General features: G+C 63.5%; 17 protein-coding genes and 1 tRNA gene. 8 read left to right on the top strand and 10 right to left on the bottom strand.

What is annotated here, in order from left to right; translation table 11 throughout:
• Nucleotides 1-49 precede the first annotated feature (49 nt).
• The 3 genes from bcsZ to Q363_RS33780 are packed head-to-tail and all read right to left on the bottom strand — an operon-like array spanning nucleotide 50 to nucleotide 8,256.
• Nucleotides 50-1,228, bottom strand: coding sequence for a cellulose synthase complex periplasmic endoglucanase BcsZ (bcsZ, locus tag Q363_RS33790; RefSeq protein WP_035359306.1), 1,179 nt, complete (start codon nucleotides 1,226-1,228; stop codon nucleotides 50-52).
• Nucleotides 1,229-1,258: 30 nt separating this feature from the next.
• Entirely contained in the window at nucleotides 1,259-5,734 is a 4,476-nt protein-coding gene (gene bcsA, locus Q363_RS33785; protein WP_035359305.1) for a UDP-forming cellulose synthase catalytic subunit, read from the bottom strand.
• A complete protein-coding gene (locus tag Q363_RS33780; protein ID WP_035359303.1) occupies nucleotides 5,731-8,256 on the bottom strand; it encodes a cellulose synthase operon protein YhjQ/BcsQ in 2,526 nt (841 codons plus the stop codon). The genes bcsA and Q363_RS33780 overlap by 4 nt, the downstream gene beginning before the upstream one ends.
• 286 nt (nucleotides 8,257-8,542) lie before the next feature.
• Here Q363_RS33780 and Q363_RS33775 point away from each other — a divergent pair.
• Nucleotides 8,543-8,618: transfer RNA gene (locus tag Q363_RS33775), tRNA-Lys, on the top strand.
• Nucleotides 8,619-8,697: 79 nt separating this feature from the next.
• Here the strand turns inward: Q363_RS33775 and rfaD are convergent.
• From rfaD to Q363_RS33760, 3 genes are all read right to left on the bottom strand, one after another.
• A complete protein-coding gene (rfaD, locus tag Q363_RS33770) occupies nucleotides 8,698-9,669 on the bottom strand; it encodes an ADP-glyceromanno-heptose 6-epimerase (protein WP_035359302.1) in 972 nt (323 codons plus the stop codon).
• The gene (hldE, locus tag Q363_RS33765) at nucleotides 9,666-11,147 is read right to left on the bottom strand and encodes a bifunctional D-glycero-beta-D-manno-heptose-7-phosphate kinase/D-glycero-beta-D-manno-heptose 1-phosphate adenylyltransferase HldE (RefSeq protein WP_035359301.1); all 1,482 of its coding nucleotides are present in this window, start codon (nucleotides 11,145-11,147) and stop codon (nucleotides 9,666-9,668) included. The genes rfaD and hldE overlap by 4 nt, the downstream gene beginning before the upstream one ends.
• 95 nt (nucleotides 11,148-11,242) lie before the next feature.
• Nucleotides 11,243-12,325 carry a glycosyltransferase family 9 protein gene (locus Q363_RS33760; protein ID WP_245632652.1) on the bottom strand — a complete coding sequence of 361 codons (1,083 nt, stop codon included), beginning with the start codon at nucleotides 12,323-12,325 and terminating at the stop codon, nucleotides 11,243-11,245.
• Between Q363_RS33760 and Q363_RS33755 the strand changes: the two genes are divergently transcribed.
• From Q363_RS33755 to Q363_RS33740, 4 genes are all read left to right on the top strand, one after another.
• A complete protein-coding gene (locus tag Q363_RS33755; protein WP_342667485.1) occupies nucleotides 12,325-13,020 on the top strand; it encodes a DUF4254 domain-containing protein in 696 nt (231 codons plus the stop codon). The genes Q363_RS33760 and Q363_RS33755 overlap by 1 nt on opposite strands.
• Before the next feature lie 190 nt (nucleotides 13,021-13,210).
• Entirely contained in the window at nucleotides 13,211-13,771 is a 561-nt protein-coding gene (locus Q363_RS33750) for a tetratricopeptide repeat protein (RefSeq protein ID WP_035359298.1), read from the top strand.
• 85 nt (nucleotides 13,772-13,856) lie between these two features.
• Nucleotides 13,857-15,002, top strand: coding sequence for a gluconeogenesis factor YvcK family protein (locus tag Q363_RS33745; RefSeq protein ID WP_084081022.1), 1,146 nt, complete (start codon nucleotides 13,857-13,859; stop codon nucleotides 15,000-15,002).
• Nucleotides 14,999-15,604: a GNAT family N-acetyltransferase gene (locus Q363_RS33740; protein ID WP_035359297.1), complete on the top strand. Its 606-nt coding sequence runs from the start codon at nucleotides 14,999-15,001 to the stop codon at nucleotides 15,602-15,604. The genes Q363_RS33745 and Q363_RS33740 overlap by 4 nt, the downstream gene beginning before the upstream one ends.
• Here Q363_RS33740 and Q363_RS33735 read toward each other — a convergent pair.
• Both Q363_RS33735 and rlmN read right to left on the bottom strand, forming a co-directional pair.
• Entirely contained in the window at nucleotides 15,597-16,040 is a 444-nt protein-coding gene (locus Q363_RS33735; protein WP_035359295.1) for a hypothetical protein, read from the bottom strand. The genes Q363_RS33740 and Q363_RS33735 overlap by 8 nt on opposite strands.
• Nucleotides 16,037-17,257 (bottom strand): dual-specificity RNA methyltransferase RlmN, encoded by a 1,221-nt coding sequence (gene rlmN / locus Q363_RS33730; protein ID WP_425387830.1) that lies wholly within the window; start codon nucleotides 17,255-17,257, stop codon nucleotides 16,037-16,039. Before rlmN ends, Q363_RS33735 begins: the two co-directional genes overlap by 4 nt.
• Nucleotides 17,258-17,352: 95 nt before the next feature.
• On the opposite strand from rlmN, the gene Q363_RS33725 reads away from it, so the two are divergent.
• Together Q363_RS33725 and Q363_RS33720 are read left to right on the top strand one after the other, a co-directional pair.
• Nucleotides 17,353-18,669 (top strand): M16 family metallopeptidase, encoded by a 1,317-nt coding sequence (locus Q363_RS33725; protein ID WP_035359292.1) that lies wholly within the window; start codon nucleotides 17,353-17,355, stop codon nucleotides 18,667-18,669.
• A gap of 56 nt (nucleotides 18,670-18,725) precedes the next feature.
• A complete protein-coding gene (locus Q363_RS33720; RefSeq protein ID WP_051979711.1) occupies nucleotides 18,726-19,256 on the top strand; it encodes a type IV pilin protein in 531 nt (176 codons plus the stop codon).
• A 187-nt stretch (nucleotides 19,257-19,443) separates the two neighbouring features.
• Here Q363_RS33720 and Q363_RS33715 read toward each other — a convergent pair whose 3' ends face one another.
• The gene (locus Q363_RS33715) at nucleotides 19,444-20,397 is read right to left on the bottom strand and encodes a DUF2950 domain-containing protein (RefSeq protein WP_035359290.1); all 954 of its coding nucleotides are present in this window, start codon (nucleotides 20,395-20,397) and stop codon (nucleotides 19,444-19,446) included.
• Nucleotides 20,398-20,480: 83 nt separating this feature from the next.
• Nucleotides 20,481-21,857, bottom strand: coding sequence for a DUF3300 domain-containing protein (locus Q363_RS33710; protein WP_035359288.1), 1,377 nt, complete (start codon nucleotides 21,855-21,857; stop codon nucleotides 20,481-20,483).
• Nucleotides 21,858-22,253: 396 nt separating this feature from the next.
• Between Q363_RS33710 and Q363_RS33705 the strand changes: the two genes are divergently transcribed.
• A complete protein-coding gene (locus Q363_RS33705; RefSeq protein ID WP_245632651.1) occupies nucleotides 22,254-22,892 on the top strand; it encodes a LolA family protein in 639 nt (212 codons plus the stop codon).
• Nucleotides 22,893-23,227: the final 335 nt, after the last annotated feature.

Here is a 23,227-nt window from a genome sequence, read left to right as displayed (position 1 = left end):
TTTTCAAGTATTTACTGGTTTACTACTACCTTTGCCGGTAAGCAGACGTTTACTTCCATTTCACGCGGAGCTTTCCCTCGCGATCGAAGCGATAGCGTCCCTCGATCCAACCGGTAGCAAAGAGTGCGAGATTCTGATCGTAATAGTTGCCGGTCTTTCCGTACAGTCCTGTCGCTGCATCTTTTGTGGCAGCGAGCCGGTCCATCTGGGCATTGGCATGGTGCTTCATATCGAGCGCCTTGAGATACGGAACGACTGCTGCCGAGAAGCCGGACGGCGCGTTGGGATTGAGCACCCTGCCCTGCGGGTCGACCTGCTGGGGCGGCAGCGGATGACTCTTGAGATACTCGGCCATACCGCCGATCCGGTGCAGCATCGTCTTTACGCCAGGGGTCTGGGGGTCGGCGATGCCGAGCCAGAGATAGACGCGGATGGCGTCGAAGCTGCCGAGCGGAACGGCTGCGGAGTCTCCCGAGGCATGCTGGGCCGGCGAGAGCGCGGGGCGCACTGTGGTTCCGGCCTCGATCCAGTCCATTGCGAAGCCCACGCCAGAGCCCTGGGCGAGGATGGGATCGAGCGAGCCGAGGATTGCAGCCCAGGGACCGTTGGGCATGATCTTTGCGAGGTGGGCCAGCACTGAGGGCTCGAGATAGCTTGGGTTGAGGACCCAGGTCTCGGAGTCGGGATGAAAGCCCGTCGCGCCGGGCAGGAGCGTGGTTCCGACGCGGGGGACGAAGGCCGCCTCCTGCTGGGCGATGCGCGCGGCCATGGCCATGCCGAGCCGGTCGTAGCGCGGCTCGCGCCACAGCCGGCCGGCTTCGAGCAACGAGTAGGACATCCAGAGGTCGGCGTCGGAGGCTGAGTGCGGGTCGAGCACACGCCAGCTGCCATCGGGCGCCTTGCCCCAGTTCCATGCGGGGAGCTGCAGGGCGAGATTGCCGTTGGCGAGATTGATCTCGGTCCAGTGGAGGAGCTTGTCGAAGCGGGCGCGATCGTTGTCGACGAGGGCGAAGAACATCGCGTAGGACTGCCCCTCGCTGGTGGTGCGATCCTGCGCGCTGCGGTCAATCACACGCCCCTGCGGGTCAAGGACGGCGAGGGCGTAGCTCTCCCACAGCGGCCACGGCTGCTGCGCGCGGCAGAGGTCGGCGAACGCAAAGCAGAGCAGAAGAGTTGCCGTCGTAAGCCAACGGCCTCTCCGCGAGCGGTTTTGCCTCTCTGACGCCATCGGGATGAGTCTCCAGCGGCGTTGCTGCACCTACTCGTTCCCCTGCAGGCGCAGGCGAGCGCGCCGGCGCAGTCCGCTCCGGGCCACGATCGCCATCAGGAAGCAGACGGACATGGCGCCGACGACCATCATCCACTGGAACTGGGTGAACCAGATGTTCAGCTGCGTCCACAGGCTGAGCGAACCGACGTTGTAGACGTCGTTGCCGATCCGGTAGGAGACGAAGCGTTTGCCGTGGAGCACGCTGACCGACTGCGAGATATCGGAGGACTGCGAGGTCTTGAGGAAAACGGAGAGAAAGTCCGGGACGACGGCGTGATCGCGCAGCGCAACCAGCACGACAGAGCGCTTGGACCGGCTGGGCCACTCGATGCCCTCGATGAGCACGTCGGGAAGTCCGCCGGCCGTCTCGAGCTGGCCTGACTGGATGCGGTCGGAGCTGCGGACCTTCCACCATGCGCGCTGGAACGAGGCGAAGAAGCCCTGGGTGTCCTGGATATGGAGGCCGCTGCCGTCGACCATGACGGGCAGCGAGGGATTGAGGAGCGAGATGGCGGGCGAGTCGTCGACGGTGCCGATGACGAGGTAGTCTTTGTGTGCGTTCGACTTCATTCCCTCGGCGTCGGTGACGGTGACGTTGAGCACCGGATAGCCGGTCTGGCTGCCAAAGTGGCCGGCGAAGGTGAGGTAGGTCTCGATCTCGTCGGCGGTGGGCGACGACGGAAGCACGACGGCGGTATCGGAGAGGTCGGCCTTGCGGGTGAAGGGATAGCCGGCGTTGGCGAAGATCTCGAGGTTCGGCAGGACCGCCCAGTGGGGGATGTCCTTGATGTCGAGGTAAGAGTCTTTGATGATCGACGCCTTCATGTTGTAGGGCGCGGTGTCCTGGCACTTCCCTTTCTTGGCGAGCAGGAAGATGAACTGCGACATGAGGGTGTTGGAGAAGGGCCGCATGTTCGAGACCGGCACGGGAATGATGGTATCGAGCTGCGCCGAGGCGTTGTCGGTGTGCGGCAGCGGCGTGGAGCTGATGTAGGCGTCGTTGATGTAGACCTGCATCGAGCTCTCGTTGGAGATGGGGATTCCGTTATAGCGATAGCCGAGATGGAAACCGAGGTTCTGCGACTGGCCGTAGTAGAGGTCGGGTGGGATACGCATGTAGATACGCAGCGGCACGGAGCCGTCTCCCTGCAGGTCGCCTGTCTGGGCGATCTCGCCGACTGGGGTGTTGCGATCGGTGCTCAGCCACCGCGGCGCGTCGTCCGGCTGGCGCGGCGCGGGCATCTTCATCGAGGCGACGCGCGCCTGGTCGCCGTCCAGCATGTCGCGCTGGAGCGCAAGCCCAAGGGCGGCGGTGAGGAGATCATCGGAGTTGTCGCCGGTGAGGACCAGCACCTTCGAGTAGGGATCGGACGGGTTGGCGCGCATGGCGACGGTCGGTCCCGATGCGCCTCGGATCCCAAGGGTGGAAGGAAGGTCGGATGAGTTCTCCGCGATGACGATGGCGTTGCCCGATGGGATGGTGCCGAGCGAGACCGGGAAGCGCACCTGGCGGAAGTCGGCGAGCATGCCGAACGACGAGGAGATGATGCCCGCGGCCTGAAGCGCCTTGGGCGACGGCTGGCCGAAGAAGGCGATCGGGATGACGGGGTGCAGGTTGACCGAGGCGTCGTAGAACGGCAGCGGCAGCAGCTTCAGGTCGTTGCGCAGCGGCAGCAGGTTGCCGGCGAGTTCGATGGTCGAGTTCGAGTCGACGTGGCTCCAGAGCGTGGTGTGCGAGGGGTCTTCGCACTCCATGGTGTAGTGGCCGACGAACTCGAAGGTGAGCTGGTTGTCGCGGACCAGCATCTCGGCGGGAAGCGTTAGGGTGGCTTCCAGGAGTGAGTTGTTCTCGCTGCGCGGGGCGTTGGGATCGGCCGGGCCGGGAGGCGTCGGTGCCGCAGTGACCGGGAGGGTGGCGAAGAGGGTTCCGTTCAGGCTGACCTTAAGGTGGCTCAGCGAGGGAATCAGCCCCGGAGAGAAGTGGTAGCGCAGGTGCATCGTCGCCGACTTCACCACCTGCGTCTGCGGGAGCGAGAAGTAGACCGTGTGGTAGGCGTCGACGCCGCGAAGCACGATGGTGTCGGCCACGCCGAGATCGGCGAGGGAGAAGAGATTGTCGAAGTTTCCTGGTGCAACGGGCCTGGCCTGCATGCCTGTGTCGGAGGGGATGGCCATATTGGCCTGGGCGGTCGGGGCGGAGGGCTGCGTCAGTTGAGCCGAGAGCGTCCGCGAAGACAGCATCGCCAGCAGAAGGAGTGGAGCTATGCTGGTGACCAGCTTGCCCTTCGGGGGACTCTTCTTATTTGTCTTCATCAATTCTTTCGCCGTCTGGGTAAGGCCGAGTATGGAGAGCTCAAAGATGCGTCCGAGGCTCTTCATCGGCTGATCGGGCTCGCGGTTCTCTCCCCATCCCAGCCAGGTGTCTGCGCGCGAGTAGAGCACCATCGTGAGCGCCTCTTCTTCCTGCATGGTGAGGGGATCGAACTGCGCCCGCAGAATATTTCCGCTCACCTCGATCACGGTGGCGGGCAGAGTCGCGCTGCCGTCGAGAACCGGAAGAGTGAGCTTGATGGAGTCGCCGGTGGCGACGGTAAAGTCGCGCTCCATCTTCATCATCAGGCCGCCGCTCGACATATCGGTGGTGACACCGTGGACCATGCTGCCGCTGGGCATGCGCACATCGACCGGAACAGCCATCTCGACACGGACCGTCTGGCGGCGCTGCTGGTTCTCCCATGCGATTGCGGCGCAGACGCCGAGGATGATGGTATTGAAGCCAACCCAGATGAGGTTCATCACGATGGTGCCGACGTGGTTGCCGTCGTAGAGATCGCTGATGTACGGGAATGGAAAGTAAAAGAAGCGCGGGATCGCCATCAGGATGCCGAGCAGGTTCAGCCCCACGAGAAAGAGGAAGGGCCGCGCGATGCGGCCATCGAAGAAGCGCCGGTTGACGACTCCGCCCTTGGCCGTCACATTGAAGCTGCCAAACTTTGGGTTGACAAACGTCAGCATGGTGGGCAGCAGGATGTAAGGCGCCAGAACCGTCTCATAAATTTCGTTCCAGAACGAGTGGCGGTGATTGCCCTGGATGCGCGAGTTGGTGATGCTCGACAGGAACAGGTGAGGCAGGGCGTAGGCGAAGATGGCGGCCCAGTAGCCCGGAACGTTGACCTGTCCGAGGACGAGATAGATCAGCGGAGCGGTGAGGAAGATGAGCCGCGGCAGCGCGTAGAGGAAGTGCGTCATCGCGTTCAGATAGCAGAGACGCTGCGCGGGCCGGAGTCCCCGGGCGAAGAGCGGGTTGTCGGTGCGCATGATCTGGATCATGCCGCGCGCCCAGCGGATGCGCTGCTTGACGTGCCCGCTCAGCCGCTCGGTGGCGAGGCCCGCGGCCTGCGGGATGTTGATGTAGGCCGTGTTCCAGCCATTCATCTGCATGCGCAGCGAGGTGTGGGCATCCTCGGTGACGGTCTCGACGGCGATGCCGCCGATCTCGTCCAGCGCCGTACGCCTGAGCACAGCGCAGGAGCCGCAGAAGAAGGTCGCGTTCCAGAAGTCGTTGCCGTCCTGCACGATTCCATAGAAGAGCTCGCCCTCGTTGGGGATGGTGCGGAACTGGCCGAGGTTTCGCTCGAACGGATCGGGCGAGTAGAAGTGGTGCGGCGTCTGCAGCATCGACAGCTTGGTGTCGCGCTGGAACCAGCCCATCGTCATCTGCAGGAAGCTTCGCGTGGGAACGTGGTCGCAGTCGAAGATGGCGACGAAGGGAGAGTCCAGCCGGGCGAGCGCGCGGTTGATGTTGCCGGCCTTCGCGTGTGTGTTGTCGTCGCGCGTCATGTAGCCGATGCCGGCCTCTTCGGCGAATCGGCGGAACTCCTCGCGCTTGCCGTCGTCGAGGATGTAGACGTTGAGCTTGTCGGCGGGCCAGTCAATGTTCATCGAGGCCAGCGCCGTGTACTTCACGACGCTGAGCGGCTCGTTGTAGGTGGGGATCAGCAGGTCGACCGAGGGCCACAGCTGCGGATCGTCGGGCAGCGGCACCGGAGTGCGGCGCAGCGGCCAAACGGTCTGCAGATAGCCGAGGAAGAGGATGACGAAGGCATAGGCCTCGGCCAGCAGCAGCATCGAGATGAAGAAACCGTCCAGCCAACTCCAGTTCGAGCCAGGATCAAAGAAGAACTTGCCTGTGGTCGAGATGCGCCAGAAGCCGTAGCGAAAGGTCGAGTACATCGACGCGATCATCAGCGTCAGCGTGACGAGGTAGGAACTGGAGCTGCGGTCAATCCATATGGCGACCAGCACGGTGAGCAGTCCCAGCACAAGCTGCTGCGGCCAGGTAAGCTCCAGAATCCCGGTGAAGCCGAGGAAGAGAATTCCACCCACAGAGATGACGAAGCGGAGCAGTTTCAACAGGAGCGCATCGCCAGACTCAAACTCCCGCCACAGCGGCGAATCGGTCATCGTTCGCTCCAGCGCACGTTACGGAAGCCTGCGGCAGCTGGCGCGGCGATCGTACGGAGCCAGGTCGCGACGTTCATGTAGTCCCCAGAGACGGGCGAATCGGGTGCATAGTCGACCACCGTCATGCCCTCGGCCAGCGCCTCGGAGACCTCAGGGGCGCGATGGATGACAAACGGCAGCAGCCTGTCGCCCAGCTGCCGCCGGAGAACCTCGCGCACATCGAGATGCAGCGGCAGAGAGACGTCAAACTGGTTGATCACGTAGTAGGGCTGCAGAGGCCGGCCGTCGGCATCGACCATGCCGCGGAAGAAGTTTTCGATGGACTGCAGGCTGATGACGGAGTTCATGTCGGGCGCAACCGGAACCAGAACGGTCGGGCTCATGCGCGCCATCTGGCGCACGATCCACGACGAGCCGACGGTGAGGTCGAGCAGAATCCGGTGCGTGCCGCGACTGTTGTTCACGATCTCTTCGACCAGGCTCTCCTGCGCCTGCTGGTCGGCCTTCTGATCGACCTCGTAGCTGACCAGGTAGATCGGAGCGTCAGTGCTTCCACTGGGCGGAGAGAAGGTGCGCACGTTTCCCTGCCGCAACTCGCTGGCGCCGAAGTAAAACGGCAGCAGGCCGTGCGAGGTGGTGTCGGTGAGCAAAACCTTTTCGCCGAGCGAGGAGAGCGAGCGTCCGATGGTGGCCACCATACTCGTCTTGCCGACGCCGCCGGCCAGCGAGAAGACCGCCAGCACCGGGGTGCGAATCTCTTTCTGCCGAACCGGCGCGGGCTCGACGACCTCCTGACCCGGCTGCTCGAAGACACCCTTCAACGCAAACCATCGCGCGGCGACGCGCTCGCGGGAGTGCTGCAGCGTCTCGGCCACGGAGGACTGCGCCGGAGGAGGCGTGATCGAAGGTTGCGCGATCGGGACAGATTGCCCGGCCGATGCCGACGACGGAGCATACAGCCATGCCGGACCCGCGGGATCGGAGGAGTACGCCGCGCGCGATGGCTCGGAGTCCGTCGAAGGAGCCACGCCGACGCGGCGCGGAAGATCGGAGTACGCGGGCCGCGACGCATCGGAGTAGTTGATCCCCGAGGGATAGCCGAAGTCGTCCTGGGCCCTGCGGCCGCGTGTTCCCTCAGAGTGCATGGGCGCCGGAGGCTGCGAGAAGGGCGAGACTGGCCGTGGAGCGTTCGACGGCGGCTGAGCGCCTGCCGCCGATCTCTGTGACGTGTATCCTGCTGCCCCTGATCCGGGCATCGCCTCGCGGCTGGAGACGTATCCGACATCGAAGTTCGCGGCGGGCCGGTCGCCCGAGCTCGCGGTCTGCCAGAACGGACTCGTGGCGGCGGGCTCCTGAGGACGTGCCGGGCGCGGCTGCTGGGCCTGCGGGTCGGTGTGTCTCTTGCCGCTTCCGGTAAACGGAGCGCGGTCGCCGCTGGAGCCTGTTCCGCTGCCTGAGCCGCTTCCCGCTCCACTGCCGGGCGCAACCGGGCCGCTCTGCGGCGACTGCTCCGGAGCGCCACGCCTCTCTCTCGGCGGCTGGCCCTCTGCGCGAAGCGGCTGGCGGATCGAGTCCATCATGCGAGGCGCGGGTTGAGGAGCGGTGTACTCCGGTCCCCGATAGATCTGGCGCACGCCTGAAGCTTCATCCGGGTGATAGCCCTGCGGACGACGTTGCGAACCGCTCGAATCGCCACGCGCGGAGATCGATTCGACGACCTGTGCGGGAGCATGTTGCGCCGTAGGCGGTGGCGGTGCGGCGGGACGGGCCGGCGGCGGCGCCTCTGCCGCGAACGGCGGTGCGGGAGCGAAGCCCTGCGGCTGCCGGAAGGCGGGCTGGGGCTGCGCAGTCGCAGCTCCGGCAACAGCTCCGGAATGAGCCAGCGGCGCCCCCGCGGAAACGATCGGATGCGGCTGCGGCGTGTAGGGGTCTTCGATATGGCCGGGAACCCCGGCCGAGGTCTGGCCTGTGATCCCTGCGGAAAACTGTCTGCCGTGTCCTTGTGACATTGCGCCTCCCCGGCCAACCGACATCTCGCGGCGGCGAATCTCCGATTCAGCGTAACGGGCAGCCTGTCGCGCTGCGGAGGCCTGTGCTTCGGCGATCTCACGTTCCTCGCGGCGGCCTGCTGCTTCGGCGACGGCGGCTGCTTCTGCGCGACGCGCTGCCTCAACACGTTCGGCGGCTGCGGTGCGCGATGCCTCTTCCGCCTCGCGAAGGCTCTGCTGCTGAGTGGAATCCGATCCGTTGCCCTTGTGCGCCAGCGCGGCCTCGGCGGCCTTCTTCGCGGTAGCTTCGGCGGCCTCGGCGGCGGCCTCAGCCTCGGCCTGTGCCAGCAAAGCCTGCTGGCGAACCTGCTCGGCGGCGCGATGCCGCAGTTGCGCGCGATACTCGCGGCGCGATGCCGAGAAGTCGTGATACTTCGCTCCGTGAAGGTTGGCCCAGGAATAGAGGACGGCTACGTCTTCCGGCGTCTCCGCGATACCCAGATCGTCGATCTTGTCCGTGCCACGCTTTTCCATCGTCACTCGTCCTGTCCCGGCGTTCCGGGCCTCACCCTCGGCTGCACCAACGCAGGGGCCACAGCAGAGACGTTGCACCTGTTGTTATGCAATAGCACGAGGCTAACGGCACCCCTATCGCAAGTCAATGCAACAGAGGTGGCACTTTTGTGTCAGCCCTTCGTCGCTTGATTCCCGCCTGGGGAAAGGTCACGAGCAGCACTCTTCCCTGCTTCGAACGATCGCGCGCAGTACTCCCGCAAGCGGAAAACAACACCCCTGATGTGCTAACTTGGATGTGTGGTTTGAGAGCGTAGCTCAGTTGGTAGAGCATCGCCCTTTTAAGGCGTTGGTCCTGGGTTCGAGCCCCAGCGCTCTCACCATCTCCCTCAGCGGCTTGCTCTGTTCTCTGCTCCAGAATCCCTGTCGATAAAGGCGTTTTCGCAACGATGCCGGTCAGGGCTATCGGGCGAACGTCTCCGCGACACCCTGCTCGAGCGGAGTGAACGGAGCCGTGTAACCTGCGGCCCGCAGCCCGGTGATGTCGGCCTGCGTGTAGTGCTGGTAGCGGTCCTTCAGATCGCCGGGAAACGGCATGAACTCAATCCTGCCGGGGCCGTGCACCTGCATCAGCGCCTCGGCCACTGCCTTGAAGGTGCGCGCCTCTCCGGTGCCCGCGTTCACCACGGCGTGAACATGCTTCGGGGAATGCTCGCCCGGCAGCAACCCGGCGAAGAACATGTTGATCCGCGCGAGATCCCGAACGAAGACGAAGTCACGACGCTGTTCGCCGTCGGCGTAGCCGCCCGATCCCTCGAACATGCGGATCGTCCCAGTCTCCTTCAACTGCTTCGTGAAGTGATGCAGCACGCTCGCCATGCGTCCCTTGTGCTGCTCGCGCGGGCCGTAGACGTTGAAGTAGCGCAGCCCCACCACGGTGCTCTTCATCTCCGGCATCAGGCGGCGCACGTAGTTGTCAAAGACGAGCTTCGAGTAGCCGTAGACGTTCAGCGGCCGCTCGTTCGCCGGCGTCTCGACGAAGCTCGAACTGGCTCCGTAGACCGCGGCCGTCGAGGCATAGACAAGCGGAATCTTATGCTCGAGCGCAAAGTGCAACAGCTCCTTCGAGTAGCTGAAGTTGTTGTCCATCATGTAGCGGCCGTCGTCTTCGAGCGTGTTCGAGCAGGCGCCCTGATGCAGGATCGCGCGGACCTTCGCCCCTTCAAAGTCCCCGCTCTTCAGCGCCGCGCGGAACTCACGCTTGTCCATGTAGTCGGAGTACTCGGCACCGGCGAGATTGAGAAACTTCGGCCCGCTGAGGTTTGGAGCCGGGGCGAGGTTATCGACCACCAGAATGTCCTTCTCGCCGGCGTGGTTCAGCTCATGCACCAGGTTGCTGCCGATGAATCCTGCGCCTCCCGTAACGATGATCACTTGCCGCCCTCCTGCGCTGCCGTCAGCTTCTTGACGATGTTGGTCGTTGAAAATCCTTCTACGGTGGGCACGATCTCAACGCGCCCGCCGAAGGCGATGACGTCCTCGTGGCCCACCACGGTCTCGATCGTGTAGTCGCCGCCCTTCACCAGCACGTCGGGCCTGAGCGCGCGTATCAACTCGAGCGGCGTGTCCTCTTCAAACAGCACCACCGCATCGACGGCAGCCAGCGCAGCCATCACGCGCGCCCGCTCGCGCTCGCCGACGATCGGCCGCGTCGGGCCCTTCAGCCGGCAGACCGAGGCGTCTGCATTCAGCCCCAGCACCAGCTTGGTGCCGAACCTGCGGCAGTCTTCGAGCAGCGTGATGTGGCCGACGTGCAGCAGGTCGAAGCAGCCGTTGGTGAAGACGATGGTCTCGCCCGAGGCCCTCCACTCGGCGACACGCCGGGCGATGCGCTCGCGGTCGAGTATCTTCTCTCCCGCGGTGACCCCCGTGCTCGGCGTCAGCGCGGCGATCAGTTCATGCTGCGCGATCGGAACCGTTCCCATCTTGCCGACGACGATGCCCGCCGCGAGGTTCGCGAGATCGACTGCCGTCTCCACCTTGAGGCCCCCGGCAAGCGCCGCCGCGAGTGTTGCAATCACGGTGTCGCCCGCGCCCGAGACGTCGAAGACCTCGCGCGCCCGCGCCGGCGAGTGATACCTGCGCTCCGGCCACATGACGCTGATTCCTTTCTCGCTCATCGTCACGGTCAGAAACTCAAAGCCATGCTCGGCGACCTGCCGCTGACCGGCATCGAGCAAAGCCTCGGTCTGATGCGACGAAATGCCGGTCGACATGGCCAACTCGCCCAGGTTCGGACACACCGTCGTCGCGCCCGTGTACTTGCTCAGATCAGGCGTCTTGGGGTCGGCGAGCACAGGAATGCCCTTCGCTCGCGCCGCGCGAATCACCGCCTCGCAGAGCCTGCGCGAGAGCGCGCCTTTGGCGTAGTCGGAGAGCACCACGGCGTGCACCTTGCCCACAAGCTCGGTCGAACGTGCAATCAGCCGCTCCATATCGAGCTCTGGCGGAGTCTCGCGGCTCTCGATGTCCAGCCGCAGAAGCTGCTGCATCCTGCCAACGATGCGCGTCTTCGAGATCGTCGGCAGAGAACTGGTCACGACCCCGACCGTATCGACTCCCGCGCGATCGAGCAGCGCGTGCAGTTCGGCCTTCTCGGTGTCGTCCCCCCAAAAACCTGCAAGCACGCTCTGGCAGCCGAGGCCGGCGAGGTTCATCGCCGCGTTTGCGGCGCCGCCCGCGCGCTCGTAACGCTGCGCATGCCGGATCACCGGCACAGGAGCCTCCGGCGAGATCCTCTCCACCTCGCCGTGAATGTAGCGATCCAGCATGATGTCGCCGACCACGAGAATCTTAAGCCTGGAAAAACCGCCTTCGAGGAGGTTCAGGATGGAATGAAGTTCCGGTAGCATCGAGCGGGCAAAGACTCCTTCTCTCCAATCATCGCATCCCGACCGTTCGAGGCTGTGAATACAACCGCCGGCCCCCCGGATCGTCCACACCGAAGTCAGCTCAGCACGGCGCGAATCTCGGCGACGACTTCATCGACCGTGATCGACGTGAGGCATCGCTTCCGTTCGACCGTGCAGGTCTCAAGCCCGCAGCCCCAGCACTCGGTCTGGTGATACACGACACGGTGCTGCTTTCCGTACGGGAACCAGACCCGCGGCTTGTTGCGCGCCGCAAAGATCGCCACGCACGGAGTCTGCACCGCCGCGGCCAGATGCATCGGGCCGCTGTCGTGTCCGACGAAGAGCCGCGCCCGCCGAAAGGCCGCCGCGCTCTCGCGTGGCGTCAGCTTGCCGCAGAGGTTCACCACGGGCCCCGCGTTCCACAGCTGGGAGGCAAACTCACTGGCTTCGCTCTCCTCTGGGGCTCCGCTCAGCGCAAGCCCATAGCCGGGGTAAAGCTCGGCCACCCGCCCCAGCAGCGCGCGCCAGTTGTTGCGGCCCCAGTCCTTGGACTGCACCTTCGTCCCCACGCTGACCGCGATCATGGGCATGCCTGCCAGCGGCCCAAGAGCAGCATCGGCGCGCGCCTTCTCGCCATCGGTCAGGTGCAGGTCCCAGCTCTGTGCATCTTCGAGCCGCGCATCGCCAAGCGTCGCGATGTTGCGCGCCAGCCGCGCCGCCTCAGGCTCCAGTGCCTGCTCGGCCTCGTCCCAGCCGTTCTGCTGCATCTCGCCGGTCACCGGCACCCCGACGATCCGGCGAATCCCGCAGAGGCGGAAGAATCTCTCATCGCGTTGTGCCGACTCCACCCCGCGGGCCGACCCCAGGTACACCAGCACATCGGGACTCCAGCGCCGCAGCGTCCACCACAGCCGCGCCAGTTCGTCGAGACTTCGGGTTCCCACGGCGTAGCGGAAGTAGCCATCGACCAGCCCCGTGCTCTCGAGGATCGCCGCCGCCGGAGGAGCCTTCACGTTCACTGGAACGTTGGTAAGCATGCGGCGCTCGGCCCGCGGAAACGCCCGCGCCACCACATGCAGCGCAGGCAGTGCTATCAGCGTGTCGCCCAGGCTGCCCAGACGGTAGATCAGCACGCGCCGCGCGTCTGCAGTCATTTCCTTCGTCGAGGTGGTCGTCATTGGCCCAGTCTCTAGTCTGCTTGCTCGCTGCTGATCCGGCAACCAACCCGCGTCAAACTGGTAAAGTCTTCCGTGGAGCTCCATTCAAAGCCTGCATGCTCGACGCCCCAACGATCACACGCCTGCACGACGACACCACCGACGCCTGGCATCTCCCCTCCGCCGCCGAGCCTGACCCCGATCCCTCCGATCTGGCCGCGCTGATCCGTGCGCAGCACCGCGCCAACTTCGACCTCTGGCACGAGGAGGACAAGGCCCGCGACCCCGCCGCAACCGATCGCGAGATCGCCCAGGTCAAGCGCGCCATCGACCGGCTCAACCAGCAGCGCAACGACCTGGTCGAGCAGGTAGACACTCGCCTGCTCGCAGAGCTCCAGTCCAATCTCGACGCGCACCCAGACGCCCCCCTGCACTCCGAGACGCCGGGCCTGATGATCGACCGGCTGTCCATCCTCGCGCTCAAGATCTTCCACACCCGCGAGGAGGCGCAGCGCACCAGCGCCTCCGAAGAGCACCGCCAGCGCAACCGCGACCGGCTTGCGCTGCTCGAAGAACAGCGCACCGATCTCGCGCTCGCCCTGGATGCACTCTTCTCCGACATCGCCGCCGGAAGGCGCCGCTTCAAGCTTTACAGACAGATGAAGATGTACAACGATCCGGAGCTGAATCCGGCTGTGTATAACCGCAAATCGTAAGCTATGAAGGAACGACAGTTGTAGCCTTCACCGAGCGAGGGATACCACACAGGCACACGTAACACGGACGTGAGTTGACCTTACGCTCGCGGCTGCGTATAAATCCGAAACTGGAGCAAATCAGAAAATCGGTCGGCCACAACTATGGCAGACTCAGGAGTGCGCCCCACGGGGCGAGACGATTAAGACCATGGCACAGACAGCAAAGACCGCAACTGCTTCCAAGCGTCCCCCCCGCACCCTTGCCGGTGCGGTCTCCCCAGCAGACGATCCGGCCCGCGCCCAGGTTCTCGCAAGCTACGAAGCCGCCATACGGCTGATGCAGGAGGGCAAATTCGACAAGGCCCGCGCGGCCTTCGAGAAGCTGCTCGCCTCCGGAGCCGGCGATCTCGCCGACCGCATTCGCATGTACATCAACGCTTGCACCGCGCAGCTCTCGCGCGCCAAGGCCACCTTCTCGAACCACGAGGAGCACTACGACTACGCCGTCTCTCTGCTGAACGACGGCCACTACGAGGACGCGCGCGAGCAGTTCCAGCTCATCCTCAAGCAGAACGAGAACGCCGACTACGCCTTCTACGGCCTCGCCGTGCTGGCGTCGATGACCGGCGACTCGCACACCTGCCTCGAGCACCTCACTGAGGCCATCCGTCGCAATCCGCGCAACCGCATCCAGGCGCGCTCGGACTCCGACTTCCAGGACATGGCCGACGATCCGCGCTTTACCGAGCTGCTCTATCCGGAGGTCTAGGCCCCGAGCTTTCGCGCCCGAGGTTTAGCGCCAACTCTCATCCGCCAACACCTCCGTTCTCTGCCCGCTCCTGCATCCAAGTACCATGGATAAGAGCGTCCAGATTGAAGAGGTATGCGTGTTGCTGTTGAACTCAAACGAGTTGCCCGTGGAAGAGCCGGTTTCGCCCTCACCTGAAGCCAAGGGATCGACGGAACGCCCCCTCCGGGTCGTCGCCATCGGCGGAGGCACCGGCCTCTCGACGCTGCTGCGCGGCCTGAAGCAGTACGTCCCCGTGCAGGACCGCCGCCGGGGCGCGCGCACTCCTGCCGATGCCGCTCCGTCGCCCCAGCATCCCATCGGCGAGCTCGCTGCGGTGGTCACGGTCACCGACGACGGCGGCTCCTCCGGACGCCTGCGCGACGACCTCAACATCCTCCCTCCCGGCGACATCCGCAACTGCATGGTCGCGCTGTCGGAGGACGAGCACCTTCTCGCCAGGCTCTTCAAGTACCGCTTCGACCAGGGCGAGCTCCAGGGCCACAGCTTCGGCAATCTCTTCCTCGCCGCCCTCTCGCACGTCACCGGCGACTTCGCCCAGGCCGTCCAGACCTCGTCGCAGATCCTCGCCGCACGCGGACGCATCTTTCCCGCCACGACAGCGAACGTCACGCTCGTCGCACAGATGGACGACGGCTCGACCGTCCTTGGCGAGACCAGCATCACCCGCAGCAAGAAGACCATCATCGAGCTGAAGCTCGACCCCGCCGAGGTCGATCCCCTTCCCGAGACCCTCGAGGCCATCGCCCACGCCGACCTCATCACCCTCGGCCCCGGCTCGCTCTACACCTCGCTCATCACCAACCTGCTCGTCCGCGGAATCCCCGAGGCCATCGCCGCTTCGCGCGCCTGCCGCGTCTTCATCTGCAATCTGATGACCCAGGCCAATGAGTCCATCGGACTCACCGCCTCGCAGCACCTCGAAAAGATCCTCTGCCATTCGCGCGGTCATAAGCTCTTCGACTACGCGCTCATCAACACCCAGCCCATCCGGCCCGCGACGCTCGCCCAGTACGCGCGCGAAGGTCAGGAACCCATCATCAACGACCTCGACTGCATCCGCGCACTCGGCGTCGAGCCCATCACCGGCAACTTTCTCCACGAGGGTGAGGTCCTTCGCCACGACCACGACCGCGTCGCCGATGCCTTGCTCCAACTCTGCTTTGGCCGACAGTCTCCAAAAGACGCATGACACTCCCCGAGACCCCTGTTCTCGAAGGCCCACGCGTCCGCCTTGAGCCCCTGTCCCGCGCTCACCTGCCCGCGCTCGAAGAGGTCGCCTACGACACGCGCATCTGGCGCTACATGCTCACGCGCGTCACCAACCGCGAAGAACTTGAAGCATGGGTCGAAGCCGCCCTCGCCGCGCGCAGCAACGGCCACCTGCCCTGGGTCACGATTCTGAAGGCGCAGAACGGCTCGGAAGAAGCACGCGTCGTCGGCTCAACGCGCTTCCTCGACCTCGACCTCCACCACCGCACCGTCGAGATCGGCCACACATGGCTCACACCCACGCTCCACGCAGCGGGAGTCAACCCGGAGGCCAAGCTCCTCCAACTCGCCTACGCCTTTGAGACCCTCAACCTCAACCGCGTCGCCTTCAAGACCCATCACGAGAACCTGCAATCGCAGGCCGCCATCAAAAAACTAGGCGCCCAGTACGAAGGCACCTTCCGCAACCACTACGTCATGCCCGACGGCACACTCCGCCACACCCTCTGGTACTCGATCACTCGAGAGGAGTGGCCTGAGGTCAAAGTGAAATTAGAACAGCGTCTGCAATTGATTACTTAGCATTGCTCGCATCGCGCCCTTGGAAGAACCTGCGAGTGGATGGAAGCAGTAAAACGGCCCATCCCAACAAGACCGGGATAAGGATAAGAATTCCAATTCCATCGCCCCATCCTTCTCGGAAAATACCCTCAGTCTGAGAAGCAACAGAGGTGTAAATGCAATACATGGCGAATACCCCAGCCATCAATCCAATCCCAAGAGAAGCCTTCCAGGCCCAGCGCAATCCATCCAGAAATGCAGAACTGGTGAAGTAGCACGCGGCGGCGATCATTAACAGAACGGACGCTACTCCAACGGAACTGACACAGCGTGACCAGTCGTAGTGAAGCAGACCGTAGAAGCCGTAGACAATGTACATCAACCCCAAAAGACCAGTGGCGAGACTCAGTATCATTTCGCAGACAAACACGAATACAACACCAAGAGGCTTCTTCATCCGATCGTCACCAGCTGCCCCTGCTCCTCGCTCACCGTCCGCTTGAGCTGCCCGCAGGCCGCATAGATATCCCGGCCCCTTGGCCGCCGGATATACGCAGGCATCCCGCCCTCGATCAGCATCTTCTGGAAGACCGCCACGTCCTCCGGCTTCGGCTGCGTGTAGTCGATTCCCGGCCCCGGATTCCACACGATCAGGTTCACCTTCGCCTTCATCCCTCGCAGCAGGTCCAGGACCTCGCGCGCGTGCTCCGGCTGGTCGTTCACCCCGCCCAGCAGAACGTACTCGAAGGTCACCCACTCGCGCTTGCCCAGCGGCAGCGTCCTCACTGCGTCGAGGAGCTGCCCGATCTTCCACTTCCTCGTGATCGGCATCACCTGCTCGCGAACCACGTCGTTCGAGGCATTCAGGCTCAGCGCCAGCTTCGGCCTGAGTGGCTCTTGCGCAAATTTTCTGATCGCCGGCTCGATCCCACTCGTCGAGACCGTCATCCGCGACTCCGGAATACCGATGTGCTTCACCAGAATCTCTACGCTGCGGATGAACTCGTCGTAGTTCAGGAACGGCTCGCCCATCCCCATGAAGACCAGGTTGATCCGGTCCTTGCCGATCTTCACCCCATGCCGGTTCAGCACCGCCGCCACCTGCCCGGCGATCTCCCCGCCCGTCAGATTGCGCTTGATCCCCAGCTTCGCCGTCAGGCAGAACTGGCAGTTCACCGCGCACCCCACCTGGCTCGAGATGCAGATCGTCGCCCGACTGTAGCCGCTCTGCTCCAGCGCGCCGACGTTGCGAAGATCACGCCGTGGCGCAAACTCCGAGACGTTCCCCTCCAGCCCCTCGGCCTGCTCCTCCTCGGCTGAAGCCTCGCTTCCATCCCCACGCTCACCGCCATCGCCGTCCGGCATCCAAACCGTCTCGACGGTCTCGCCATCGCCCATCCGCATCAGGTACCGCTCCGTCCCGTCGACCGACTTCGCCGTCTGGACGATCTCCGGCATCCCCACCGCGATCCCCCGCAGCGCAAGCTCCTCCCGAAGCGCCGCCGACAGCGCCGTCATCGCCCCAATATCCGTAACTCGCTGACGATACAGCGCTTCAGTGATCTGCGTGGCCCGGTAGCCCTTCTCCCCCAGCTCCGCCACCAGCTCCTTCAGCTCCTCCGGCAGCATGCCGAAAAGCGCCTTCTGTGAATCCTCCACGGAACCGTCAACCACTTGATTTTTCTTCGAGATAGACATCAAACCTTAAACCACAACCCTTATCTTTCTATAGTTTACGCCCATTCACACAGCTATGAAACAATATCCCTATGGCAGCCACGAACGTAGTCGAAGATATCGGCGTCGCCCTCCGTACGCCCCGCAGCATCCGCAAGACCACCCTTACCAACGGCCTCGTCGTCCTCACGGAGAGGATCTCGCATCACCGCTCCGTCTCCATGGGCGCCTGGATCAACGCCGGCTCGCGCGACGAGATACCCGCCATCAACGGCATCTCCCACTTCGTCGAGCACATGGTCTTCAAGGGAACCACCACGCGCTCCGCCCGCCAGATCGCCCGCGAGGTCGACACCATCGGCGGCAATCTCGACGCCTTCACCGGCAAGGAGAGCGTCTGCTTCAACATCAAGGTCCTCGACGAGCACATCACCCCGGCCCTTGACGTCCTCACCGACCTCGTCCTCCACCCCACCTTCACCCCCGACGAGATCGAGCGCGAGAAAGGCGTCATCCTCGAGGAGATCAAGATGGACGAGGATAACCCCGACTACCTCGTCAACGAGGTCTTCACCCAGAACTTCTGGAAAGGCGATGCCCTTGGTCGGCCCATCCTCGGGACGAAGAAGACCGTCTCCAGCTTCAACCAGCAGATCGTCTTCGACTTCTACCGCGAGCAGTTCACCCCGCGCAACATCGTCTTCTCCGCCGCCGGCAATCTCGATCACGAAAGCTTCGTCGACCAGGTCGAGCAGCACTTCGGCCAACTCGCTCCCAGCGTAAGTACCCCCTTCCCCGCCCCGCCCCCCGCCGCACGCCCGCACATCACGCTGCGTCGCAAGAAGTCGCTCGAGCAGGTGCAGCTCGTCCTCGGAGTCTCTGCGCCGCACGTCGCCCACCCCGACCGCTACGCCATCTACCTGCTCAATAGCATCCTCGGCGGAGGCATGAGCTCGCGCCTCTTCCAGACCATCCGCGAGGACCGCGGCCTGGCCTACTCCATCTTCTCCGAGATGAGCCCCTTCCGCGACACCGGCTCGCTCTGCATCTACGCCGGCGTCGCCGTCGACAAGATCCAAGAGACCATCCGGCTCACCATGCAGGAGCTCACCCGTCTCAAGCAGCAGATGGTCTCCGACTCTGAGCTCAAGCGCGCCAAGGACCAGCTGAAGAGCAACATCGTCCTCGGCCTCGAGAGCTCGTCCTCGCGCATGGCCAACCTCGCCCGCCAGCAGATGTACTTCGGTCGCTTCTTCGGCGTCGAGGAGATCACCCGCGAGATCGAGGCCGTCACACCCGAGGACGTCGAGCGGCTGGCCAACGCGCTCTTCCGCCCCGAGGCCATGGCCCTGACACTTTTGGGTAACCTCGGCGAGATGAACGTCGAGCGCGGAGACCTCGCCTGCTGATACAGTCTTGAATTGTCAGGTTCAACCCAAGGGACGAGAGGCCAAAGAGAAACACGATGATCGCAGCAGAACTCGAGCAGCACCGCAAGCAGCAGACCCGCACGAACGAAGAAGGCTTCACCCTCATCGAGCTCCTCATCGTCATGTCGGTCATGCTCATCCTCATGACCCTTGCCGTCCCGCAGATGCTCAAGCTCACCAAGCAGGCGCACGAGACCTCGGCCATCCAGTCGGTCCGCACCATCGTGCAGGCCGAGCTCCAGTACAACTCCATGTACCCGGGCAACGGCTTCGCCTGCTCGCTGGCGCAGCTCGGCGGCGATCCCAAGTCCGGAGCCCCCTCGGCACAGGCCGCGCAGCTCGTCACGCCGGACCTCGCCACGGGCAACAAGGCCGGCTACACCTTCGCCATCACCAACTGCAACAAGGTGACGGTCAACAACCAGGACATGTACACCTCCTACGAGGTGACCGCCGTCCCCGCTTCCGTCGGCAAATCCGGCGACCGCGGCTTCTGCTCCGACGAGAACAACCGCATCACCTTCGACCCCGCCGGCGGAACCAACTGCACCCAGCCGATTCAATAGCTGCGAGCACTGAGTCCCGAGCGGCATTCGCTCTACACAAGAGCGTCTAGCAGCTACTGATCCTCTAAAACGCCGATCACGCTGTACTTCAAACCAGCACGGACATTGCTGGGCTCACCGGAAAGACGGCTCGGGTTAGCTTCAGTATGCGTAGCAGCAGCATCACTGACGGGGTCGGAAAACCCGTTCATTGCGCTACGATAGTCCAGCCGGGATCGGGATCGAACCGGGTCATCGCGGCTGCGATTTCTGTCGTGTTCTTCCCCAGGTCCTTCTGGAGCAACACGCCATCCTGGTTGATCATGAAGGTCATCACCCCTGAGTTGCCGTGTTCCGCCGGATAGGCGACGAAGGCGAATCCGCCTGTCATCTTCCCGTTGACCACGTAGTCCTTCGCGCCGCCCGGCGCCTTATCGGTTTGGCCAGTCAGCATGCGGAAGTTGTAGCCGTGGAATGTAGTGTGGCTTCCCTCGGGGTTTGCGCGATATCCTTCGGCGGATGCGTTCGCAGCCAGCGGGCCGAGCGGGCTCGCTGGCTGCCCTTCCGCCGACTTCCAGTACAAGCCGTTCTGCCTGCCCGGATCGCTGAGGAACTTCACCGCGAATTGTTTCGTCTTTTCGCCATCGCGAGGTCGCGAGAAGTACTCCCCTTGTGCGTCCGCCACCGCTCTACAGACCTCGATGATTGCCAGCTCATTGCCGCCGATACGGCGGTTCAGAACCTCCTCCCTGCCCGCAGCCGTATCGAAGAACCACTTCCCGTCGTTATTCTTCTTCAGCGGAATCGGGAAGGGGAAGTTGTCAGCTCCAACAAGCAGGCCCAGCGAATCATCCGGCAGCTTGCGCCAGCGGTGCATCACTCCATACCGAGCCACGAATGCGTCGGCGGCATTCTTGTCCTCCACGGCATCGCCGGAGTAGATGACCTGCTTCGAATCCGGACCGAAGAGTGCCAGCAGCGCGTTTTGATCGCCTGACCTTTCCGCCGCGAGCAGCGCGTTGCCCGCGTTGTCGGGGGAGGCAAAGACGCTGATCGAAGGTTTCTCCGGCGTCTCGGATTTTTTGCAAGCAGCAAGTGGAAGGACGATCGCCAGAAGCAGCAACCGAATCGTAAACGCAACTCTGCGGTGGTTGAGCGACATTCCATCCTCCAAGATTTCGTCTCCAACCTCTTTACCGACACTGCCCACTAACGTTGACTTCGTCTACAACAGGACCGTTGGCTTCACCGACGGCGACCTCCCCAGCCGCCACCACCACCGCGGCTCGCCCAACCACGTGCACTCGACTGCCGGGCTTGCCAACCGTCTCCGCCAAAGGCCGATCCGCTAAATCCCTGTTGCGCTCCATAGCCTCGAGCGGAGGAACCCTGGGTTTGGTTCCAACCGCCTCCGGTGTTCTTGTAGACATTCCCGTTTACCGCCGCATACTTGTTGCCACTGGCGGTCTTAGCCGCGGCTGCGCTGTTGCCGTACGCGCCGGTCGCCGCAGCAGCGTTGCCGCCCGCTGAAGTCTGTACCGACGCCTCGGACCCTCGCGCAGTCGTTTGATGCTGGGTGTATGCGGTGTTGCCATCCTTTGAGACAACCGAGCTTCCGTAGTTGCCATAGGCGTTGGACGCTTGATGCGTCGCAGCATACGCTCCCGTGTTTGGGTTGTATGCCTGACCCGCTCTTTGGGTGCCATAAGGAGTCGCGGTTTCTGCGCCACGAGCGTAGGTTCCGGTCGACGGATTATAGGCGTTGCCAACCCGTGCGGCACCGTAAGGACCGTAAGCGGTCGCGCTGGAACCATAGTAGCCGCCGTGCCATGCGGAGTTTCCGTAGTAGACGTTGCTCCGGTAGACGACTGCGCCGCCGTGCCAATTGCAGTTCCAGTAGCTGTAACCCCACCCGCAACAGCTATTGTTTATCGCGGCTCCTACGGCGATACCAACTCCGAACGCGAGGATGCTGGTCGCCACCACATCTGCTGTGCTGTAGCCCGGCGTCGTAACCGGAGCGCCGTAGACAACCGTGGGGTTGTACTGCGGGACGTACACCACCTGCGGATTGGTTGGCTGAATCACGATCACCTGCGGCGATTGCTCCACCACGGTGATCTGTGAGCCTGATTTCAGATTGCCGGCAGCCTTTGCTTTGGCGCGCAACGTCTGCACCGCCGCCATCACTTCGGTGGCCTGCGTGTGGTACGCCTCCCCTAACGAGGAGGTCCAGCTGAGGTTCTTCGCCAGGTTGTCGAGAACGGACGGAAACTGTGTCAGCGCCTTCACGCTGGGATCCCACGGTTGCTTATCAACGGCCTGCATGAGAGCTGTGCCGGTGAGGCTCTTGTTCTGCTGCAGCCAACTGCTGGCGGCGGTAATCTGGTCCGGAAAGGTCGCGGCTCCAAGAACCTGGGCGACGAGGGCGTCAGGGTACAGCGCAATCGGAGCCACCAGCTGTTGCAGCTCGTCCGCAGACAGGGGCGCGCCTTGTCCGGCATATCCGGCGGATCCCGCTGGCGCCGACTGCTGATCTTGAGCTTCCAATGGCACAGCGGGGAAGACGAGTAGGAAAGATAACACTGTTGACAAAAGCTGTTTCACGAAAGTCCTGATCATGTTCCCTCCATCCGGGAAAGACATCGTGCTTCGCCTTATCTACCAAATAATGATCGAGTTGCGGACAGTGTAGGCTCGAAGTGCAACCCGAAACGGATGCGCCAGCGGCTAGCCATAAATAACCGAACCACTCACCGAGCTGCGGATTAGTAACGTGAAGTCTTAGTGCAAGGCGGCTTGTGTTGAGTGATGGTCGCCATATGCCCATTCCTGCAGCTTCATCACATGAGCGGGCAATCGCGCGAAGCGCTATCTACCCTCCGGCAAATTGTCATCCAAACCCAAATTGTTTGTCATCCTGAACGAAGCCCAACGGAGTCGAAGAGCCTGCCATGAGCTTGTCGAAGGGACCTGCATTTTGTCCCGGCCCGCTATCCAACTACCATTGATCCAGACATGATGCGCGGTCTCACACTCCTGCTCGCAGCTCTCCTCTTCCCCACCCTCGCCCACGCCCAGGACGCCGACACGCTCCTCCGCAAGGTCGACGACCACTACAACCGCCTCTCCTCCCTCCGCGCCCGCTACACCGAGCACTACGCCGGCATGGGGCTTGACCGCACCGAGTCCGGAACCCTCCTGCTCAAGAAGCCCGGCCGCATGCGCTGGAGCTACGACCAGCCCGCCGGAAAGCTCTTCGTCCTCGACGGCAAATACGCCTGGTTCTATACCCCCGGCGACGACCAGGTGCAGCGCGTCCCCGCCAGGCAGCTCGACGACCTCCGCAGCCCCCTGCGCTTCCTCCTCGGCCGCACCCAGCTCAAGAAGGAGCTCGGCAGCCTCACCGTCACCCAGGACTCGCACGGCATCCACATCGCCGGCGTGCCCGTCGGCATGGAGCAGCGTATCAAGACCCTCACTCTCGACGTCACCCCCGCCGGAGCCATCCAGCACATGCGGCTCGAAGAGCTCGACGGCGCCACCACCGAGTTCGCCTTCACCCAGGTCGAGGAGAACGTCCCCACCCGCGACTCCGACTTCACCTTCACCCCGCCCAAAGGCATCGCCGTCGTGGACGCCCTTCCCCCCATCTAGCCTGTGGAAAACGCTGTCAAGCCCCTCCGGCGCGGCGATCTCTCCCACGCGCCGATTAACCAACCGTTTACCAACAACTTACAAGCACAGGCCATCTTCCCAGGATGTGCCGATTAATTAGCCTGCATTTCGTAAACTTTAAGTAGGACAATTGAGCGGCAGACAGGCCTGAGCGGCAGACGGGCCCATGGAGCAGCGAAGGGGCCGGACGGGCAGACCGGAAAACAGAAGTACCCTGCTAAAGTATCTCTTTCGAATACTTTGCATACCTTTGGTACTGGGGTACCCACCGGGATTCTGCCCATTCGCCGAACCGGCACAGGAGTAAGATAGAG

This window comes from Edaphobacter aggregans DSM 19364, assembly GCF_000745965.1.
Taxonomy (GTDB): Bacteria; Acidobacteriota; Terriglobia; order Terriglobales; family Acidobacteriaceae; genus Edaphobacter; species Edaphobacter aggregans.
This window is presented reverse-complemented; position numbering and strand designations above follow the sequence as displayed.

Bases quoted from the DNA above. Each gene is read 5' to 3' on its own strand.
- bcsZ (WP_035359306.1), bottom strand. From the start codon at position 1,228: ATGGCGTCAGAGAGGCAAAACCGCTCGCGGAGAGGCCGTTGGCTTACG.
- bcsA (WP_035359305.1), bottom strand. From the start codon at position 5,734: ATGACCGATTCGCCGCTGTGGCGGGAGTTTGAGTCTGGCGATGCGCTC.
- Q363_RS33780 (WP_035359303.1), bottom strand. From the start codon at position 8,256: ATGGAAAAGCGTGGCACGGACAAGATCGACGATCTGGGTATCGCGGAG.
- hldE (WP_035359301.1), bottom strand. From the start codon at position 11,147: ATGCTACCGGAACTTCATTCCATCCTGAACCTCCTCGAAGGCGGTTTT.
- Q363_RS33760 (WP_245632652.1), bottom strand. From the start codon at position 12,325: ATGACGACCACCTCGACGAAGGAAATGACTGCAGACGCGCGGCGCGTG.
- Q363_RS33750 (WP_035359298.1), top strand. From the start codon at position 13,211: ATGGCACAGACAGCAAAGACCGCAACTGCTTCCAAGCGTCCCCCCCGC.
- Q363_RS33745 (WP_084081022.1), top strand. From the start codon at position 13,857: ATGGATAAGAGCGTCCAGATTGAAGAGGTATGCGTGTTGCTGTTGAAC.
- Q363_RS33740 (WP_035359297.1), top strand. From the start codon at position 14,999: ATGACACTCCCCGAGACCCCTGTTCTCGAAGGCCCACGCGTCCGCCTT.
- Q363_RS33735 (WP_035359295.1), bottom strand. From the start codon at position 16,040: ATGAAGAAGCCTCTTGGTGTTGTATTCGTGTTTGTCTGCGAAATGATA.
- Q363_RS33725 (WP_035359292.1), top strand. From the start codon at position 17,353: ATGGCAGCCACGAACGTAGTCGAAGATATCGGCGTCGCCCTCCGTACG.
- Q363_RS33720 (WP_051979711.1), top strand. From the start codon at position 18,726: ATGATCGCAGCAGAACTCGAGCAGCACCGCAAGCAGCAGACCCGCACG.
- Q363_RS33715 (WP_035359290.1), bottom strand. From the start codon at position 20,397: ATGTCGCTCAACCACCGCAGAGTTGCGTTTACGATTCGGTTGCTGCTT.
- Q363_RS33710 (WP_035359288.1), bottom strand. From the start codon at position 21,857: ATGATCAGGACTTTCGTGAAACAGCTTTTGTCAACAGTGTTATCTTTC.
- Q363_RS33705 (WP_245632651.1), top strand. From the start codon at position 22,254: ATGATGCGCGGTCTCACACTCCTGCTCGCAGCTCTCCTCTTCCCCACC.